The organism is Riemerella anatipestifer (genome assembly GCF_009932355.1).
GTDB classification, from domain to species: domain Bacteria; phylum Bacteroidota; class Bacteroidia; order Flavobacteriales; family Weeksellaceae; genus Riemerella; species Riemerella anatipestifer_E.
Genome location: NZ_LEKU01000023.1, coordinates 1 through 19,893, shown reverse-complemented (window position 1 = coordinate 19,893; position 19,893 = coordinate 1). Strand labels below are relative to the sequence as shown.

The window sequence follows — 19,893 nt, the reverse complement described above, 5'->3', positions numbered from 1 at the left end:
TCTATATAAATTCTGAACCAAATATTTGTGTAAAGTGTTTTTTTATTTTTTCCTTTAAATCTGCTATTTCTTCATCAGTAAATTTTCGTTCTAGTTCTCGCTCCATAGAGGTTACGGATTTATCTTTTATTCCACACGGAATAATATATTCAAAATACCTTAAATCTGTATTTACATTAAGTGCAAAACCATGCATAGTAACCCATTTAGAAGTTTTAACACCCATAGCACATATCTTTCTAGCATAAGGTTTACCTACATCTAACCAAACTCCTGTTTCCCCTTCGGAACGCTCCCCTTTTAAGCCATACTCTGCAATTACTCTTATGATAACTTCCTCTAAGCTACGCATATAAGCGTGTATATCTGTTTTAAAATTATCCAAATCTAAAATAGGATAACCCACAATCTGCCCAAAGCCGTGATAAGTAATATCTCCCCCTCTATTGGTTTTTATAAATGTGGCATTAATTTCTTTTAACTTATCTGTATTTGCCAACATATTGTTTTCATTTCCACTTTTTCCTAAAGTGTATACATGAGGATGCTCCACAAATAAAAAATAATTTGGCGTTAATTCATGTACTCCATCTACCCTATCTCTATTTTTGAGTTTTAGCTCTATAATTTCTTTCATAAGATTTTCTTGATACTCAAACGCATCAGGATAATCCATCAAACCTAAATCTCTAAACTTTAGCTGTTTATTATATTTTTTATCCATGAATTTCTTTTATAAACTAAATTAAAAAACAAAAGAAGACCTCTTTTATAGTAAGGTCTTCTTATTTGTATTAAAATGCTATCTATTTTTTAAGACTCATGATGAATTCCACCATTTTATCTGACTCTTCCTTAGATAGTTGAGGATGTGGTTGCATCGGTATTTCGCCCCAATTACCACTACCGCCCTCAATAATATTTTTCGATAGCGTTCCTAAATCTTCTTGGGTATATCTATCTGCAATTTCTTTAAAAGAAGGACCCGCCATTTTCTTATCAATACTATGACAACTCAAACAGTCTGACCCTTTTATTAACTGATATCCTTGATGCTCTAGGTTAGGCTCTACAGTCATTTCTGATACCACTTGTGGCTTCTCCTCCACTGTCTCTACTTGAGAGGTCTCTTTCTGAGTACAAGAAAATAGAACCAAAGTTAATATTCCAAAATAAGTATACTTCATACGGTTTATTTTGTAGCTGTAGAATCAGTTGCAGGAGTTGTTGTTCCAGCAGCAGGTGTGCTTACTGTAGTCTTAGTAGTATCAACAGCTACAGCAACCTCAGGTTCTGGAAGCATAATATTACTCTCTGCATTTGCATTTTCTTTTTTAGAACACGCTACTGAAGTTAAACCTAAAACTAAGGCTATCACAAATATTTTTTTCATAAGGCTAAATATTATTTACATTATTTCTACAAAAGTAATAATTTTTGATAAATATTAAATCTCAGCTACATTAAATTAAACTCATTCTAAATTTATACCTAATAGAAAATCTATTGTTTTAATGCTTACCTTTGTGCAAGATATGTTCAGAAAGTTTATTATATACGGTTTTATTACATGCTATCTCATTTCTTTTTCAGAGGTGAGAGAAGTTTTGAAATTGCCTGTATTGATAGAACATTTTATAGAACATAGAAGCAGTAATCCAGAAATGTCTTTTGGACAATTTATTACACTCCACTACCTCAGTGGAGATGTACACGATGACGATTATAACGAGGACATGAAACTTCCGTTTAAATCTCAAAATCAAACTATTGCGGTCATGCTATTAGCCATACCTCCTACCAGTTTTGATTTTAAAATAAAATCGTCAAAAATACACAAAGAAAAATCACAAAATTTTGGCTACTCCGAAGGTTTTACTATGGGAAGTAGTGTTTCTGTATTTCGCCCTCCTAGGTTTATTTAGTTTTATACTTAAACCCTTTATTCTTTCTTTAAAGGTGATTCATTTGGTTAAATTGCTTTTAACCAACTACTTTATTTATAAATTAATAACTCTTAATAGAATATGTTAAATAAAATCATAGCGTTTTCTATCAAAAATAAACTAATAATTGGTCTATTTACTTTAGCACTTATTATCTACGGTATTTTTGAGGTTAGAAAACTCCCCATAGATGCTGTACCTGATATTACTGATAATCAGGTTCAAATCATCACTGTATCTCCTAGTTTAGGAGCTCCTGATGTGGAAAGATTCATCACTTTCCCATTAGAACAGGCAAATAATAACATACAAGGAATTAAACAAATCCGAAGTTTTTCTCGCTTTGGTTTGTCTGTAATTACCATTGTTTTTAAAGATGATGTAGATATACACTTGGCTCGTCAGCAAGTATCAGAAAGACTACAACAGGTATCTAAGGATATTCCAGCTGAATTAGGTGTGCCTACAATGGCACCCATTACTACTGGATTAGGTGAAATTTACCAATATGTGGTTCGCCCTAAAAAAGGCTACGAGCACCGTTATGATGCAATGAAGCTTCGTACCATACAAGATTGGGTGGTAAGAAGACAGTTACTTGGAATAGAAGGTGTGGCCGATGTTGCTAGTTTCGGTGGTTATCTTAAACAATATGAAATAGCCGTTAACCCTTCTCAACTAAAGGCGATGGGTGTTACAATGCAAGAGGTTTTTAACGCTTTACAAAGTAACAACCAAAATACAGGTGGAGCTTACATAGAAAAAGGTCCTACAGTATTATTTATCCGAACAGAAGGTTTGGTAGGTAAAATTGAGGATATAGAAAACACCGTAGTAAAAACACTTCCTGATGGAACTCCTATCTTAGTAAAAAATATAGGCAAGGTAGATTATGGAAGTGCCACTAGATATGGTGCTATGACCTACAATGGTAAAGGCGAAGTGGCTGGTGCGGTGGTAATGATGATGAAGGGAGCTAACTCTAACCAAGTCATCAAAAATGTAAAAGAACGCATTGATGAAATTCAAAAAACACTACCAGAAGGTGTAAAGATAGAGCCTTTCTTAGACCGTACAAAAATGGTAAACAACGCCATAGGAACAGTACAAAAGAACCTTATGGAAGGAGCTTTGATTGTAATTTTTGTATTGGTTTTATTCTTAGGAAATTTTCGTGCAGGATTTTTGGTAGCTTCAGTTATCCCGCTTTCTATGTTATTCGCTATTATAATGATGAATATCTTTGGCGTAAGTGGTAACTTAATGAGTTTAGGTGCATTGGATTTTGGTTTAATTGTAGATGGAGCCGTAATTATTGTGGAGGCTGTATTGCATAAACTCCACGAGTTAAAGAAATCTGATAAATCTGAACTTTCTCAACAAGAAATGAATGATGAAGTAGAATCTTCTGCTGGAAAGATGATGAATTCTGCTGTTTTCGGACAAATCATCATCTTAATAGTTTATTTACCAATACTTACACTACAAGGGATTGAAGGTAAAATGTTTAAACCTATGGCACAGACGGTAGCGTTTGCACTTTTAGGTGCGTTTATTCTCTCCTTAACTTATGTGCCTATGATGAGTAGTTTGGTATTGAGTAAAAAAGTAAACTTCAAAAAGAATTTCTCTGACAAGATGATGGAGAAAGTAGAAGCCTTCTATGAGAAAACTTTAGCCAAAATCCTCAATCGTTCAAAAGTAGTCGTTATTGCCATTTTGGCATTGTTTGTATTCTCGGTATTTATTCTTACGCGTTTGGGTGGAGAGTTTATCCCAAGTCTCCCAGAAGGAGATTTTGCGGTAGATACCAGAGTGCTTACAGGGAGTAATCTTAAAACATCTACAGATGCTGTACAAAAGTCATCTCAAATTTTACTAAAAAAATTCCCTGAGATAGAGAAAATTGTAGGTAAAACAGGTAGTAGCGAAATCCCTACCGACCCAATGCCTATCGATGCGAGTGATATGATGGTAATTCTAAAGCCTCGTGAAGAATGGACTTCTGCTAAAACCTATGAAGAGCTATCAGAAAAAATGTCTGCCGAACTTAAAAAGAATATGCTAGGCGTAACCTACTCTTTCCAATATCCTGTTAATATGCGTTTTAATGAACTTATGACGGGAGCTAGACAAGATGTGGTTTGTAAAATATTTGGTGAAAATTTAGATACTTTAAAGGTTTATTCTGAAAAACTAGGAGAAATATCTAAAAGTATTAGAGGAGCTCAAAATATCTATGTAGAGCCTATTTCTGGTATTCCACAGATTGTAATTTCATACAATAGAGCTAAGATAGCACAGTATGGCGTGAATATCAGCGAAATCAACCGCATTGTAAATACCGCATTTGCTGGACAGTCCACAGGCTCCGTTTATGAAGGTGAAAAAAGATTTGACCTCGTGGTAAGACTTAGTGGAGAGCAAAGAAAGAATATAGATGATGTTAGAAATCTACTGATAAGCACTCCTACAGGCACTGAAATCCCATTAAGCGCCATCGCTGATGTAGAATTAAAGGAGAGTGTTAACCAAATCCAAAGAGAGAACGCTCAACGAAGAATTATTGTAGGCTTCAATGTTAGAAACCGAGACATACAAACTACAGTAGCAGACTTGCAAGCTCAAGTAGAACAAAAACTAAAACTGCCACCAGGCTACTTCATTAAATACGGAGGTACTTTTGAAAATCTTCAACAAGCTAAAGCAAGGCTATCAATAGCCGTTCCTGCAAGTTTACTTATGATTTTCTTAATGCTTTATTTTGCGTTTCGCTCTATTAAATATGGTATGCTCATTTTTACGGCAATTCCGCTATCTGCTATTGGAGGAATTTTGGCTCTTTGGCTTAGAGGAATGAATTTCAGCATCTCTGCTGGTGTAGGGTTTATCGCTCTATTTGGTGTAGCCGTATTGAATGGTATTGTACTCATTGCCGAATTTAACAGACAAAAAGCTCTACAGACCTCTTTAAAAGATGCCGTGAGAGCTGGTGGTAAAAATAGACTTCGCCCTGTACTAATGACTGCTTTCGTGGCTTCGTTAGGATTCTTACCTATGGCAACAAGTACAGGAGAAGGTGCTGAAGTACAGCGTCCGTTAGCAACAGTGGTTATTGGAGGGCTTTTATTAGCTACATTTTTAACGCTTTACCTTCTACCAATACTTTACATTTGGTTTGAAAGCAAAAAAGGATTAAAAATTAAAAAAGCCAAAGCCTAACCCAACTGTATTAACTTTATAATAAACAGAGAACAATGAAACTAAATATAAAATTCGTATTGTTATCTTCTGTGTTTTTTGGTGGTATTGCCAATGCACAAGTTAAGATTAGCTTAGACGAAGCTTACCAAAAAGCTTTAGAGCACAACTTGACTCTCAAAAATGCAGAGTTAAAATCAAAATATCAAGAAAAAATAAAGAAGTCTTTTTTGACAATAGACCCTTTGAATGTATCAGGAGAATATGGGCAAATCAACTCATCGTATAAGGATAATAGATTTTCTATCTCTCAAGGATTTAGACTTCCTGGGGTTTATCAAAAACAAAAACAACTTCTACTAGAAGAATGGAAAACCAGCGTAATGCTTTCTTCATTAGAAAAGTGGCAGTTAAAAAGAGAAATCAGTCTAATCTATAACCAGTTGTGCTATTTAGATGAAAAAGAAGCTCTACTGAAAAAGATAGAACAGATTTATCAACAGTATTTTAGCAGAGCTAATCTAAGGTTACAGAAAGGAGAATCTAATATTTTAGAAAAAACCACAGCGGAAAACTTTAAGGCACAAGCGGAAATACAAGTAAACAACATAAAAAGAGATAGAGAAATAGCTCAAAAACAGCTAAGTTTTTTAATCAATGATGGGCAAGTATATACTAATGATTCTCAAACTCTATCTATGATGAGTGTTGCCAACTTATCAGAAGAACCCCAACTACAAAACAATAGAGTTTTGGAAATTATGAACCAACAAAAAAATGTGGAAATGGCTAGACTTGCTACAGAAAAGTCTAAACTCCTTCCCTCTTTCAATATTGGTTACAATACTATGACGATGTATGGTATGGGTGCTGATAACTTGCTTTATGACCACTCTACTCGCTTCCACTCGGTGGTAGTTGGGGTGTCTATCCCTATTTTTAATTCGGCTCAAAAATCTATTATTTCTGGACAAAAAATCAATCAGGAAATAGCAGAAAACCAATGGAAACTAGGTCTTAACAATCTAAAAAGACAGTATGTAGAACTAAGTAACGCTTACAATAAGTTAAAAGACGAAATTAACTACTACCAATCTAAAGGGCTAGAAAATTCTGAAACTATCATTAAAACAGCTAATCGCCAATTATATGAAGGGCAGATTAACTACCTAGAGTGGAGTTTGTTAATGAATCAAGCATTAGATATACAAAATATGTATATAGATAAGTTAAAGGAAATTAATGATAGAGCTATAGAAATCAATGCCTTATTAGATAACTCTCAATATTAAATCTCATGAAAAAAATTATAATAATACTTAGCATAGGGAGCATCGTTTTATCTTGCTCTAAAAAAGAAAACACTACGGAAGAACCTGCATTTGAGGTTTCTGCCAATCAGAACGAAATTACCCTTACCGATGCACAGATGAAAAGCGTTGGGATACAAACCACTTTATTATCAGAACAGGAAATTTCTTCTAAAATTACCCTTAATGGTAATATAGATGTTCCGCCACAAGGTATGGCTAGCGTATCTTCACCTAGTGGAGGTTATGTAAAGTCTGCGAAGTTTATGCCTGGGAATTTTGTAAATAAAGGTGACGTTTTAGCGATATTAGAAGACCCTAATTTAGTTCAGCTTCAGCAGGATTATTTATTGGCAAAATCTAATTTTGGGTATGCGGAGAAAGACTATCAGCGTCAAAAAGACCTTAACCAAAGCCAAGCAAGTAGTGATAAGGCGATGCAAATGGCTCACACAGAAGCTAAAAATCAAAATATTTCTATCAACGCTTTAGCAGAAAGACTTAGAATTTTAGGAGTAAACCCTGATAAAATCACACCTCAATCTATCCAAAGAAGTGTGGCATTAAGAGCACCAATATCAGGATACATCACAAGGGTAAATGTAAATATAGGACAGTATGTTTCTCCTGTGGATAAATTATTTGAAATAGTAAACACTCAGGATACTCATCTTATATTAAAAGCTTTTGAGAAGGATTTATCGCACCTTAAAATAGGTCAGAAAGTGTATGCATACGCCAATCAAAACCCAGATAAAAAATACACTGCCTCTATTATTTTAATTGGTAAAAATTTTGATTCGGATAGAAGCGTTCCTGTTCATTGCCATTTTGTTGGTGGACAGCCAGATTTGGTTCCAGGTTCTTTCATGAATGCTGATGTAGAAGCTAATGCTCAAAACAGTTTATCTGTACCAGATGATGTCGTGCTTACTTGGGAAGGAAAGCAGTATATCTTTGAAGAAATAAAGCCAAAGACATTTAGAATGGTACCTGTTACTATAGGAAATTCAGAAAATGGTTATACCGAAATTTCAGGAGATTTAACCAAACTTATGAATAAGAAATTTGTTACTAAAGGAGCTTATAACCTCCTTATGGGACTTAAAAATGTAGAAGAATAAAAAAGAATAGTAGGAAAATAAATGTTACTAAAAATTTCATTACTGTTTATAGGAACTATATTAGCATTTTGGGTTAGTGCGATTTGTGGTGGCGGGGCTAGCCTTATACTTATCCCGATACTCAATTTGCTATTACCTTCATCTGTAGTTCCTTTTTCATTAACGATAGGAACTTTTACCAGCTCTGCTTCTAGGATTGTGGTATTCAAAAAACATATTAGTTGGAAAATATTTTTTTGGTTTGTACCCTTTTCTATTCCTGCTGTCTTTTTGGGGGCATTTTTCATAAAGTATATCAATCCTGTTTATTTACAACTGGTGGTAGCTTTGTTTCTTATAGCAAACCTACCCCAGCTATTCAAATCAGGAAAACAGCAAAAACAAGACGAAAAACCTTACCCTAAATACATACTAGGCATTATAGGTTTTTTAGCAGGTTTTGTATCTGGTATTACAGGAGCTATAGGACTGTTATTTAATCGTTTTTATCTAAAATACGGATTAAGTAAAGAGGAAATTGTAGCAACTAGAGCAGCAAATGAAATTTTTTTACATCTTATTAAAATCATCATCTATATTCTATTAGGGTTATATTCTAGTACAGCAATTTGGTTGGGTGTGGTAATCGCTATTTCGGCTATCATCTCTTCCTACACTGTTAAATTTGTACTTCCCTATTTAAGTGAATTTATTTTTAAGAAAATAGGTTATGGAGCTATGGTTTTATCTGGTTTTGTTTTACTACCTCTCAAAAAATCATTGCTCAAGATAACATTAAACTCTCAAAAAATAATTATGACAATAAAAGTGAAATTCATTTCAAATGGCGAGAAAGTGCTTTTACACTAGAGTACGCTATAGATGGAGATTTAGAAATAGAACGCCCTATATCACCTGATGAACTTCCTCCTAACTTATTTAAAGAATATCAAAGATTATCAAAATCTTACGATTATATAGATTTGGAAAAAGTTTTTAAATTTAACAAAAAACCAAGCTACGAATTTTACTGCTATAAAGGAAATGAACTAAAAAAATATAAATTAAATGAACAAGAATAATACAAACAAAAATATGACAACTATTGAAAACTATTTAGACAGCCATTACATACACAGAAGTAACTGGCTAAGAGCAGCCGTATTGGGTGCTAATGATGGTATAATCTCTATTTCCAGTTTGGCGATAGGGGTTGCAGCTGCAAGTACTACGAGAGAACCTATCGTTCTTGCCACAGTGGCAGGTCTGGTAGCGGGAGCTCTTTCTATGGCAGCGGGAGAATATGTTTCTGTAAGTTCTCAAACGGATACCGAAAAGGCTGACATTGCTAGAGAAATTAAGGAATTAGAAGAAAACCCTGAATTAGAACTTCAAATTTTAGCTCAGATTTATGAAAAAAGAGGTCTGAAAAAAGATACTGCTTTACAAGTTGCTAAGGAATTAACAGAAGCTGATGCTTTGGCGGCACACATAAGAGACGAGCTGGGCATCAATGAGATTAGCCAAGCTAACCCTACACAGGCGGCATTAGCTTCAGGAGCTGCATTTACCGTAGGAGGTGTATTGCCCCTTCTAGTAACTTTATTTACTCCTGTAGAAAATATGGAGTACTTCCTTTACGGATTTACCATTATTTTCCTTGTTATATTAGGAACTATTTCTGCAAAAACAGGTGGTGCTAATGTAGTAAGAGCCGTATTAAGAATCACACTTTGGGGAACTTTAGCTATGGGATTATCGGCATTAGTAGGTTATTTATTTGGGGTTAATGTATAAGTAAGTTCCATTAAAAATTATATTTAATAGACTGTCTTTTAGGCAGTCTATTTTTAGTTAGAGTATTTTCCTACTTAGGGATTTAAAAATTTAATATTAAAATAATTATCTTTACGAAAATTTTAGAAAATGATAAACTGGAAAACAGCCAAAGAATACGAAGACATTACTTACAAAAAATGCAACGGCGTTGCTAGAATTGCTTTTAACAGACCCGAAGTGCGTAATGCCTTTCGTCCAAAAACAACATCAGAACTTTACGATGCCTTTTATGACGCTTACGAAGACCCATCTATTGGAGTGGTATTATTATCAGGCGAAGGTCCTAGCCCTAAAGATGGCGGCTGGGCATTCTGTAGCGGTGGCGACCAAAAAGCAAGAGGTCATCAAGGTTATGTAGGCGAAGATGGTAGACACAGGCTTAATATCCTTGAAGTACAAAGGCTTATTAGATTTATGCCAAAAGTAGTAATTGCTGTAGTTCCAGGTTGGGCAGTTGGTGGAGGACATTCACTACATGTGGTTTGTGATTTAACTTTAGCCAGTAAAGAACACGCTATTTTCAAACAAACAGATGCTGATGTTACTAGTTTTGATGGAGGCTATGGCTCTGCCTACTTAGCTAAAATGGTAGGGCAGAAAAAAGCAAGAGAAATTTTCTTTTTAGGCAGAAATTACTCTGCACAAGAAGCCTTTGAGATGGGAATGGTAAACAAAGTAGTACCTCACGAAGAGTTAGAAGATACGGCTTACGAATGGGCTCAAGAGATATTAGCGAAATCGCCTACATCTATCCGTATGCTAAAGTTTGCGATGAATCTTACGGACGACGGTATGGTAGGACAACAAGTATTTGCTGGAGAAGCAACAAGACTTGCCTATATGACTGACGAAGCCAAAGAAGGACGAAACGCCTTTTTAGAAAAAAGAAAACCTGACTTTGGTGAAAATCAATGGATTTCTTAACATAAAAAAACATCACTTTTCAATAAAAATAAAATGAAGCATTGGATACAAGCCGCAAGACTGCGTACACTTCCGTTATCATTAAGCGGAATTATTACGGGAGCTTTTGTGGCTAAATGGAAACTTAAAGAAACGGGAGGTACTTGGGATATTTGGATTTTAATCCTCGCCCTTTTAGTAACCCTACTCTACCAAATCTTATCCAACTTTGCTAATGATTACGGCGATGGCGTAAAAGGTACAGATACTCATCGTTCCACCCAAGCAGAAGCTAGAGCGGTAGCCTCTGGAAAAATATCAGCCCAGCAAATGAAAATGGCGGTACTCATTACGGCTGTTCTTGCTTTTTTAGCAAGTGTAGTCCTGCTATATATTGCATTTTTTCCAGAGTATATTAAAGAATTTTGGTTCTTTATCGGGCTAGGTGTATTGTGTATCCTTGCGGCTATTGGCTACACGGTGGGCAAAAAACCTTACGGATATATGGGGCTAGGCGATATAATGGTATTTATATTCTTTGGGTTAGTCTCTGTGGTTGGTAGCTATTTTCTGTTTACTAAATCTTTGGATTGGGATATTTTTCTTCCTGCTACTGCCGTGGGAATGATGAGTGTAAGCGTACTCAACTTAAATAATATGAGAGATATAGAAAGTGATAAAACCTCTGGTAAACATACCCTAGCACTAAAACTAGGATTTAGAAAAGCCATGGTTTATCAAATGATACTGATGCAACTTCCTCTCATTTTGGTACTTGCTTTTTTAATGTTGAACCAGCTACACGAACGAGGGAATTACTATGCTTTTATCGTGATGATTTTGCTCTTCCCTATGATGGCACTTAGGCGAAGAATTATGCAAGTAAACGAACCCAAAGAGCTAGACCCGTTTTTAAAACAAGTAGGCATCATTACTCTAGTAATGTCTATACTTTTAGCAGTAGGACTTAATTATTTTTAAACCAAAATAAATTTCAAAACAATACTACAATGAAAATAAAATTTCTAGGACAAAACTGTTTTCTATTTACTTATAAGGGCATCAATATTCTTTCAGACCCTTTCTATAATTATCAAAAAGAAAAATCGGGTTTTGATATTACCAAAGAAAAAATAGACTATCTACTCATCACTCACGCTCACGGCGACCATATTGCCGATGTTCAAGAAGTGCTAGACACCTACCCCAACGCCACTATTATTGGTCAGCCCGAAATTTGTGCTTACTTTAATCATCAACATAATATTGATATCAACTTAGGTGGTTCTGCCAAGATAGAAGATTTAAAAATCACAATGGTAACCGCTTCTCATACCAGCTCTTTCCCTGACGGAAGCTACGGCGGCGAACCTTGTGGATATGTATTTAGATTTAATGATAAAAATATTTATCTCGCGGGAGACACAGGTGTGATTTCGGATATGGGACTCCTAACGCCTCTATACGGAACGATAGATTTAGCTATTTTGCCTATAGGTGGGCATTATACTATGTGTGCTAGAAAAGCAAGTTTTGCAGCTTCAGAACTCATTAAAACCCCTAAGGTTATTGGCTGCCACTTTGATACCTTCCCTCCTATTAGTATAGACCATGCCCAAGCACAAAACCATTTTAAAGAGAAAAATGTAGAACTCGTTTTGCCTAGCTTAGGGCAAGAGTTTGATTTCTAAAACCAAATTACCTTACTAAATAGTTATAAGCCATTTTAAAACCACCATCATATGATAGACTACAATAAAAAAGAAAACTTATTAATTTCTAATGGTTCTACTGGCTTAGTTAGAGTTAAAAATTCAATTAGTATCTTAAATAAGATTTTATATGGTAGCATTTCTGATTTATTCAATGAAGCTTTTCGTAAAATGAATAGTATGCATAACTTGAGTACTGATATAGATTACTTATATTTAATAGAAACCAATCCTGTATATAGAAAAAATAAAAAATATAAGTATCTAGCCAATGATGATGATTATAGAGAGGCATTATTGATTTTTACTGATGTGTTAAAAATTAAACCCAAACATGTTTTATCAATTGATATGCGTGCTATTTGTAAAGTAAAACTTGGAAATGCTTCTGAAGCCATTGAAGATTATTCAAAAGCTATTGAAATTGATCCTAATTATGCCTTTGCATACAGTAATAGAGGAAAAGTAAAAGTATATTTAAAAGACTATCAAGGAGCTATTGAAGATTACTCAAAAGTCATTGAAATTGAACCTAATAATGCTTTTGCATACAGTAATAGAGGAGAAGTAAAGGTATATTTAAAAGACTATCAAGGAGCTATTGAAGATTATTCAAAAGCCATTGAAATTGACCCTAGTAATTCTAATTTTTATAGAGATAGAGGTGAGGCAAAGCTCATGTTAGATAGATATGGTATAGATGGATTAATAGAAGATATTATAAAAGCAGACAATATAGATACAAATGGTTCGAAGAGTATTTAATATTGATTTTTTAATTAAAAACAATAAAAAATGCAAACAGAGGCAGTATTTGAAAATATAGCGGAACGAATTCAACAAGAAATTGGTAAGGCACAGAAATCTATATTTATAGCAGTGGCATGGTTTACCAACAAAAATATTTTCAATGAATTGGTAAATAAAGCAAGAAACGGTTGCACGGTTTCTCTCATTATTTCAAACGACAATATTAACCTAAATTCATCAATTGATTTTGAGCAGTTGCTAACTGGCAAATCAAAAGTATATAAAATCGGCAATGGTGACACAGATTTAATGCATAATAAATTTTGTGTCATTGATTATAGTACTGTTATTACAGGTTCCTACAATTGGAGTTATAAAGCAGAAAGCAATTTTGAGAATGTAATCATCACAAGTAATGACACCACTTTAGCAGAGCAGTTCATTTCGGAGTTTAATAATATTCGCAAACAATATTATCCAGATACAGTAAATGAAGAAATTGTTTTTCCATTAAACAAAATCATTAAACGGTTAGAAATTCTCAAAAACTATATACTTCTTGAGGATATAGAAGAATTAAACAAGGAAAGTTCAAAACTTAAGGAATACGATTTTAACTGCGATTTACAGGAAATTATAGATGATGTAAGGAATGAGGAATTTGCTTCAGCAATCAATAAAATTCAAAATTTCATTTCGAAAAATCATCAACTTTCAATATGGACAGACCCCGAAATTGCAGCACTAAAACTTGAAATAAAGAATTTAGAAAACCAGCTTAACGGGTACGACAATGAAAAGATAGAACTTGAAAAATTACTTTCTGAATTTCAACACCGCCACACAATTGAATTAGGTGAAATTATTCTTGATATTTTGAAGCTGCGTAAACTAAAATTCAAATCAGACAAAACAAAGTTTGAAGAAGCCGAGAATGACGAAAGACAATATCGTGAACAAATTGATACCGAAAAGAAAAAAGAAATTTTTGAACTAACGGACGAGCAAAAATTAGAATTGAAAAAGGAATTTAGGAAAGCGACTGTATTATGCCATCCAGACAAAGTAGCGGATGAGTTTAAGGACGCAGCTCAAAGAATTTTTATTGATTTGAAAGAAGCTTATGATACAAATGACTTGAAAAAGGTTTCCGAAATACTTAATGAGCTTGAAAAAGGGAGTTTTTTCAAAACAAAATCGGAAACAGTTCAAGAAAAAGATTTGTTGAAAGTGGCTATTGCTAAATTGAAAAGACAAATTAAAGTTCTTGAAACAGAAATTATTTCAATAAAGGAAAGTGAAACATTTAAAACAATAATCAGCATTGAAGACTGGGACGACTATTTCCAAAAAACAAAAGAGAAATTGCAGAGAGAGCTTGAAGATTTACAACTTGAAATTGAAGTTTGATATTATGACGAATGAAAGAAAAACAGCTTATCACAAGATATTACCAAAAGTGGAGCTGAAGGAATTCTAATCAACTTTGGTACTAAGAAGCTCCACCCTAGGCAATACCCAGACCAAAAAGCGAAGACTTATATTTATCTTCGCTTTTTTTATTTTACATTGTTTCGTTTCTTAAAGTACTTAAAGCAGAGATAATCATTAAAAAAAACATATATTAAAATAGGTGAAAGAAGCAAAATAATCAAAACTTTTAGTACTGCCTTTTTTATTTCTTCAACGATTTTCATTCGTTTTTTTACCTTTTCTACCGATGCATCAAGATTATAAACTGTAATAAAGGAATAAAGAGCTATTACAAATCATATCTTAACCATAACAAATGGATAATGGGCTGTTACAAATCGTATTTTAATCGTAACAAAGGAATAATGCCCTCTATTTACAAAAAAGACAATGATAAAATTTTATTTATCAAAATAAAAAATTAAATTTGAATAGTATTTAACCAAAATTTCACTCTCAAAAATTATTATTATGGAAAAAAATTTAATTACATCAAACAATGAACAAGAAAAAAGCAAAAAAAGACAACGCGTAAGCCTTGAAGAATGGATTGCCCTTATGAAATTGGCTTTTTCAAACGCTAAATTGCCTGAAATCAATTCACAATTAGCTACTTTAGGCTATACGGAAACCAAGTTGGACGAGCTTTTGAGCCAAGTATCCGCCTTGGAAGCCCTGAATCAAAAACAAAAAAAGGAATACGCCGAGCAGTACGAGGAAACCCGTAAATTGGACGAAAAACGCAAAGCCATCGACGAGCAATACAAAACGCATCTAGCACTGTGTCGTGTGTTGTTCAAAAAAGAGGTGAAAGCCATCGCCGCATTGGAGCTTAGCGGCACACGCAAAACGGCGTACAGTGCGTGGTATCAGCAGGTATCCAATTTTTACACCCAGCTATTGCAAACGCCCGAGTTCTTGACAAAGGTAAAGACTATCAACCTCAAGGAAGCGGATTTGGAGGTAGTAAAAACCCTGTTAAGTGAGGCTGCTGCTCTAAAGGAAAGCCAGAAGAAAGAAACCGCCGAAGCCCAAAAAGCCACAGAAACCCGCGACCAAGCGTTTGATGACATCTACCCTCATTACGCCGACCTCATTGCCTATGCTAAAGCTATCCTTAGCAACGAGCAACATCTGGAAGCTATGGGGTTTGTAGTAAAACGATAGTAAAGATGAAAAAAGCAATTTTATATATTTACGGTAAAGTAATAATGATTTTTCACTTACTATTATTCCCTTTCATTCTTTTTAAAGTGGAAGTTCTAAAACCAATAATGAGATGGTTTTTGAGAAAGGAACTAAATAGTTTAAGGGAAGAATTGCATGGTTATCAGAATAGAAACCGTCAATTAAGAAGAGAGGTAGAAAATCTTATAGAAGAAAAAAGCAATCTGAATAACCGAATAGAAAGATTAAAGATTATTGTGCGAAAAAAGACAAACGACCATCATCGAAACGAAATCACATTGACTAAAAATGATGAATTAGTGGTTATAACTTACAATGAAAAAAATATCTTTACTACCATTTATTTAGATGGAGAAATGGGAGACCACCCTTTTTGGGATTGTAAAATAGAATTGAGAAATCAAACTGATCCTTCTGAAGGTATAAAAATTGATGATTTTCTTTCTAACAAAGAAGGTAACGGATACGGGAGAACATTATTAAATTTTCTAATAAAGGAAGCTAAAAAGAGAGGAATAAAAAAAATATATGGTGATTTAGCTAGTGTTGACAAAGATAGTTTTGATAAATTGATTCCATTTTATGAATCGGTGGGTTTCACTTGCAGATTGTTTAAAAAAGGAAAAGAGAGATATAATAAAATGGAAGGAAAAATCTCCATGATTTTATAAATAACAAACTAGGTTGGAATTTTTTAAACAGATAGTAATATTTTAGTCTCTATCATTAGTCTTACACTCTAATAAGTGATGACCACTAAAATACTAATCTCTTATAACTTACAAAATTTTAAATAGTTCCCTATAAAAAAGGGTGGTCTTGAAAACAAGACCACCCTTTTTATAATGATTGTAGTATTCTATCTATTTAATAAACCCTTTATCTTTTAACAAAGGTTTTAGGTCAGGAGTTCTACCTGTAAACTCTTTGTAAGCCTGATTAAGGTCTTTGGTATTTCCTACAGAAAGAATATATTTTCTGAAACGGTCGCCATTAGCACGAGTCATTCCTCCGTTATTTTTAATCCAATCCCAAGCATCAGAATTTAGCATATCACTCCACATATAAGCATAGTACCCAGCCGAATAACCACCTCCCCAAATATGTGCAAAGTAAGGCGAATGGTATCTAGGTGGAACTTGCTCTACCAATAATCCATATTTATTAAGAGCTTCTTTTTCAAAATCCAAAGCAGGCTTAAACTGCTCCTCACTAGTTACGGAATGCCACGCCATATCCAGCGTTGCTGCTGCTACCAACTCCGTTGTAGAATAACCTTGATTAAAAGCAGATGCCTTTTTAATCTTATCAATTAAAGACTGTGGCATTGGCTGCTTAGTCTGATAGTGCAGTGCATAGTTTTTAAGTATTTCTGGCTCTAAAGCAAAAAACTCATTGATTTGAGAAGGAAACTCTACAAAATCTCTAGGCACATTAGTCCCTGAAAGGCTCACATAATCTTGGTCTGCAAACAAACCGTGCAAAGTGTGTCCAAACTCGTGGAACATGGTAGTTACATCATCATAGCTAATTAGCAAAGGCTTACCTGGAGCTGGTTTTTGGTAATTAAATACATTTACAATAACAGGTTTTTGCCCCAAAGTTTTAGACTGATCTACAAAATTGCTCATCCAAGCACCACCACCTTTGTTATTACGAGTATAGAAATCTAAATAATAAAGAGCCATAGATTTGCCATCTCTATCAAACACTTCGTAAGCCACTACATCTGGGTGGTAAACAGGTAAATCTTTTCTTTCCTTGAAAGTAATTCCGTAGAATTTTTCAGCCGCATAGAAAACCCCTTTCTCCAAAACGGTAGTTACCTCAAAATAAGGTTTGATTTCGTTTTCATCTAAATCGTATTTTGCCTTTCTCACTTGCTCTGCGTAGAAATTCCAATCCCAAGGTGCTAGTTCAAACCCACCTTTTTGTTCATCAATAATTTTCTGGATTTCACCTGCTTCTCTTTTTGCTGTTTCTACTGCTGGTTTCGCTAATTGAGCTAAAAGATTCAATGCTTCTTCTGGCTTTTGAGCCATTTGATCTTGAAGTTTCCACTCTGCAAAAGATTTTTTACCCAAAACTTGAGCTTTTTTCAGTCTTAATCTTGCCAATTTTTCTATAATTGAACGAGTGTCATCAGCATTACCTTTTTCTGCTCTGTACCAAGAAGCCTTGAATAGTTTTTCTCTCGTTGCTCTGTTTTTTAAATTCTGCAATAGCGGTTGTTGGGTGGTATTTAATAATGATAAAAGATACTTCCCTTCGTGTCCTGCTTCCTTAGCTGCTTGTGCAGCGGCAGCTATCTCATCAGATGAAAGTCCATCTAGTTCTTTAACACTGTCTATAATTAACGCTCCATTCTTTCTTGCGTCTAATAACTTATTAGAAAACTGTGTTGAAAGAGAGGCTAATTCTCCGTTAATTTTTTTAAGCTCTTCTTTTTTAGCGTCAGAAAGTCCAGCTCCTGCAATATCAAAGTTTTGTTTGTAGTATTCCACTAACTTTTGGCTTTCGCTATTAAGTCCTCCTCTGTTTTCGTACACTTTTTTGATACGCTCATAAAGTTTAGAGTTAAGATAAATTTTGTCCGAATGTGCCGAAAAAATTGGAGCGTACTCCTGTTGTAGAGCCTGTAACTTATCGTTAGTATTAGACCCCGTTAAGTTATAAAAGAGAGATTGGGCTCTCTTGAGTACTTCCCCACTATTTTCTAGTGCTAATACGGTATTTTCAAAAGTTGGAGCTTCTGTATTATCACTGATTTTCTGTACTTCTAGCTCCTGTACTTTTAGACCATAATCAAAAGCTGGTTTAAAATGTTCATCTTTAATTTTATCAAATTCTGGAGCTTGATATTGTAATTTTGATTTTTCTAAAAAAGGATTACCTGCAGGCACAGGAATATCCGCTGATGTTTTCGTTTTTTCCATAGTTGTACAAGCGACTGCCGATAGTCCTGCCGAACCGTAAAGCAATACTGATGCAATATTTTTCATTGATTAAAATTTAAATTTATCTCGTAAAAGTAATAAAAATAGATGAGAAAAGATTTATAAAAAGTGTTACTAATCTAATTTATATCAAAATAACACATATTTATAGTATACTATTTTACTTTAAATTTCAACGAAAAGTATGGATTTGTAAAACTTGATTGCAAAAATATTAACAGCACAAAAACAATTCTTAAATTAGGAAAAGTTAAATAAAAGTATTGCTAATAACAGTAGTTTTGCAAAAAGCGGGGTTAAATTTCTTTTGTGTTAAACTTAATATCCGCAAAATGTTTATCTTCAACCTAAAATTTTATGAAAACGAAATGCGTTAAAGATTATGAAAATGTTTATAAACCTTAATACAATAGTTTCCGTTATATCACTTTTTACATTACTTGGATGTTCAATTAGAACGGATTTTTTTATTCAGAATTTAACAAATGTGAATCAAACTATAAGAATAAAATATCTCTATAACATTTCTAATAAAATCCAAGAGGGTAATTTTGAGAAATTTAGTTTTGATTACGAGAATAGAATCATGGAACCATCAAACTTTAACAAAAGTACAAATCTAGAATCTCTAAAAAAAATTGAAGTCAAAGATTCGGTTATTATTATTGATATTCCAAAACATTTTACAGTAAGAATTAACAGAACTCATAATTTTAGATGGAAGTCGTCAATGGATTTTATTGAAATTAAAGGGAAAAAGCATAATATAAAGGACATAGAAATAAAATCCATAAAGTTCAAAGATGATTATGTTTATAAAATTGAATAGAAAACTAGCTCTAACATTAGAATTTGAAAAATTCAGTAATATTTATAATGCAAAACGCTTTTATTTCTACAAATTTACTTAACTTGGAGTTCTTAAAAGTATTTGTTATGATTAAGATTATCCCTTGCAAACAATCAGCACTATGAAACAATGTCTAGAATGTAACGAAACAATAGTAGGTAGAGAAGATAAAAAATTTTGCTCTGATAGTTGCCGAAATTCCTATAACAACCGTATGAATAAGGACCATACCAACCTTATGCGAAATACAAATAATCAACTAAGGAAAAACTACAGAATATTATCCGAACTAAATATAGAGGAAAAAACTAAAGTTCCTAAAATAAAACTTTCTAACAAAGGATTTAATTTTGATTTAATCACCTCTATCATCAATACTCAAAACGGCAAAACCTACTTTTTTGTTTATGACCAAGGCTACCTGCCATTAGATGAAGAATGGCTTCTTTTGGTAAAAAAGAAACAGACACTATCTCGTAAAGTGTGTAAGTTAAAATTACCGAGGGTTTAACTTTTTTAAAGTTGAACCCTTTGTTCAAAAATAGTTAAAAATTGATTTAAAATCAAGCCCCAATTATGAATAGGTTTCGACCATTTCTTAGTAGCTTCTCTTAAAGCCAAGAAAGTTGATTTCATAACCGCCTCATCTGTAGGGAAAGAC

General features: G+C 33.8%; 18 protein-coding genes and 1 pseudogene. 14 read left to right on the top strand and 5 right to left on the bottom strand.

Annotated elements, in window-relative coordinates:
* Nucleotide 1: 1 nt before the first annotated feature.
* The 3 genes from lipB to GXW81_RS08680 all read right to left on the bottom strand — a co-directional run bounded on the left by lipB (nt 2) and on the right by GXW81_RS08680 (nt 1,393).
* Nucleotides 2-724, bottom strand: coding sequence for a lipoyl(octanoyl) transferase LipB (gene lipB, locus GXW81_RS08690; protein ID WP_161532002.1), 723 nt, complete (start codon nt 722-724; stop codon nt 2-4).
* A gap of 82 nt (nt 725-806) precedes the next feature.
* A complete protein-coding gene (locus GXW81_RS08685; protein WP_161532001.1) occupies nt 807-1,187 on the bottom strand; it encodes a c-type cytochrome in 381 nt (126 codons plus the stop codon).
* A 5-nt stretch (nt 1,188-1,192) separates the two neighbouring features.
* Nucleotides 1,193-1,393 (bottom strand): hypothetical protein, encoded by a 201-nt coding sequence (locus tag GXW81_RS08680; RefSeq protein ID WP_161532000.1) that lies wholly within the window; start codon nt 1,391-1,393, stop codon nt 1,193-1,195.
* A 121-nt stretch (nt 1,394-1,514) separates the two neighbouring features.
* On the opposite strand from GXW81_RS08680, the gene GXW81_RS08675 reads away from it, so the two are divergent.
* The 13 genes from GXW81_RS08675 to GXW81_RS08615 all read left to right on the top strand — a co-directional run bounded on the left by GXW81_RS08675 (nt 1,515) and on the right by GXW81_RS08615 (nt 16,096).
* Nucleotides 1,515-1,925, top strand: a complete 411-nt coding sequence (locus GXW81_RS08675) for a hypothetical protein (RefSeq protein ID WP_260393584.1) — start codon at nt 1,515-1,517, stop codon at nt 1,923-1,925.
* A 102-nt stretch (nt 1,926-2,027) separates the two neighbouring features.
* Entirely contained in the window at nt 2,028-5,168 is a 3,141-nt protein-coding gene (locus tag GXW81_RS08670) for an efflux RND transporter permease subunit (RefSeq protein ID WP_161531999.1), read from the top strand.
* 35 nt (nt 5,169-5,203) lie between these two features.
* A complete protein-coding gene (locus GXW81_RS08665) occupies nt 5,204-6,439 on the top strand; it encodes a TolC family protein (RefSeq protein WP_161531998.1) in 1,236 nt (411 codons plus the stop codon).
* A gap of 5 nt (nt 6,440-6,444) precedes the next feature.
* The gene (locus GXW81_RS08660) at nt 6,445-7,581 is read left to right on the top strand and encodes an efflux RND transporter periplasmic adaptor subunit (RefSeq protein WP_161531997.1); all 1,137 of its coding nucleotides are present in this window, start codon (nt 6,445-6,447) and stop codon (nt 7,579-7,581) included.
* Nucleotides 7,582-7,602: 21 nt separating this feature from the next.
* Nucleotides 7,603-8,430, top strand: coding sequence for a sulfite exporter TauE/SafE family protein (locus GXW81_RS08655; RefSeq protein ID WP_260393583.1), 828 nt, complete (start codon nt 7,603-7,605; stop codon nt 8,428-8,430).
* A gap of 198 nt (nt 8,431-8,628) precedes the next feature.
* On the top strand, nt 8,629-9,357 hold the full coding sequence (locus tag GXW81_RS08650) for a VIT family protein (RefSeq protein ID WP_038694115.1): 729 nt from the start codon (nt 8,629-8,631) through the stop codon (nt 9,355-9,357).
* Nucleotides 9,358-9,486: 129 nt separating this feature from the next.
* Entirely contained in the window at nt 9,487-10,323 is an 837-nt protein-coding gene (locus GXW81_RS08645) for a 1,4-dihydroxy-2-naphthoyl-CoA synthase (RefSeq protein ID WP_013446760.1), read from the top strand.
* A 33-nt stretch (nt 10,324-10,356) separates the two neighbouring features.
* Entirely contained in the window at nt 10,357-11,283 is a 927-nt protein-coding gene (menA, locus tag GXW81_RS08640) for a 1,4-dihydroxy-2-naphthoate octaprenyltransferase (RefSeq protein WP_161531996.1), read from the top strand.
* A 29-nt stretch (nt 11,284-11,312) separates the two neighbouring features.
* Complete coding sequence (locus tag GXW81_RS08635; protein ID WP_161531995.1) at nt 11,313-11,993, top strand: metal-dependent hydrolase; 681 nt, start codon at nt 11,313-11,315, stop codon at nt 11,991-11,993.
* A gap of 51 nt (nt 11,994-12,044) precedes the next feature.
* Entirely contained in the window at nt 12,045-12,779 is a 735-nt protein-coding gene (locus GXW81_RS08630) for a tetratricopeptide repeat protein (RefSeq protein WP_161531994.1), read from the top strand.
* A gap of 30 nt (nt 12,780-12,809) precedes the next feature.
* A complete protein-coding gene (locus GXW81_RS08625; protein WP_161531993.1) occupies nt 12,810-14,174 on the top strand; it encodes a phospholipase D-like domain-containing protein in 1,365 nt (454 codons plus the stop codon).
* Between the two features lie 534 nt (nt 14,175-14,708).
* Nucleotides 14,709-15,404 (top strand): hypothetical protein, encoded by a 696-nt coding sequence (locus GXW81_RS08620; RefSeq protein WP_161531992.1) that lies wholly within the window; start codon nt 14,709-14,711, stop codon nt 15,402-15,404.
* Nucleotides 15,405-15,409: 5 nt separating this feature from the next.
* Nucleotides 15,410-16,096, top strand: coding sequence for a GNAT family N-acetyltransferase (locus GXW81_RS08615; protein WP_161531991.1), 687 nt, complete (start codon nt 15,410-15,412; stop codon nt 16,094-16,096).
* Nucleotides 16,097-16,288: 192 nt separating this feature from the next.
* On the opposite strand, the gene GXW81_RS08610 is transcribed toward GXW81_RS08615, so the two are convergent.
* On the bottom strand, nt 16,289-18,427 hold the full coding sequence (locus GXW81_RS08610) for a M3 family metallopeptidase (RefSeq protein WP_161531990.1): 2,139 nt from the start codon (nt 18,425-18,427) through the stop codon (nt 16,289-16,291).
* 926 nt (nt 18,428-19,353) lie between these two features.
* Between GXW81_RS08610 and GXW81_RS08600 the strand changes: the two genes are divergently transcribed.
* On the top strand, nt 19,354-19,743 hold the full coding sequence (locus GXW81_RS08600; protein ID WP_161531988.1) for a hypothetical protein: 390 nt from the start codon (nt 19,354-19,356) through the stop codon (nt 19,741-19,743).
* A 5-nt stretch (nt 19,744-19,748) separates the two neighbouring features.
* Here GXW81_RS08600 and GXW81_RS10565 read toward each other — a convergent pair.
* Nucleotides 19,749-19,893, bottom strand: a pseudogene (locus GXW81_RS10565) (IS256 family transposase); the annotation flags it as partial.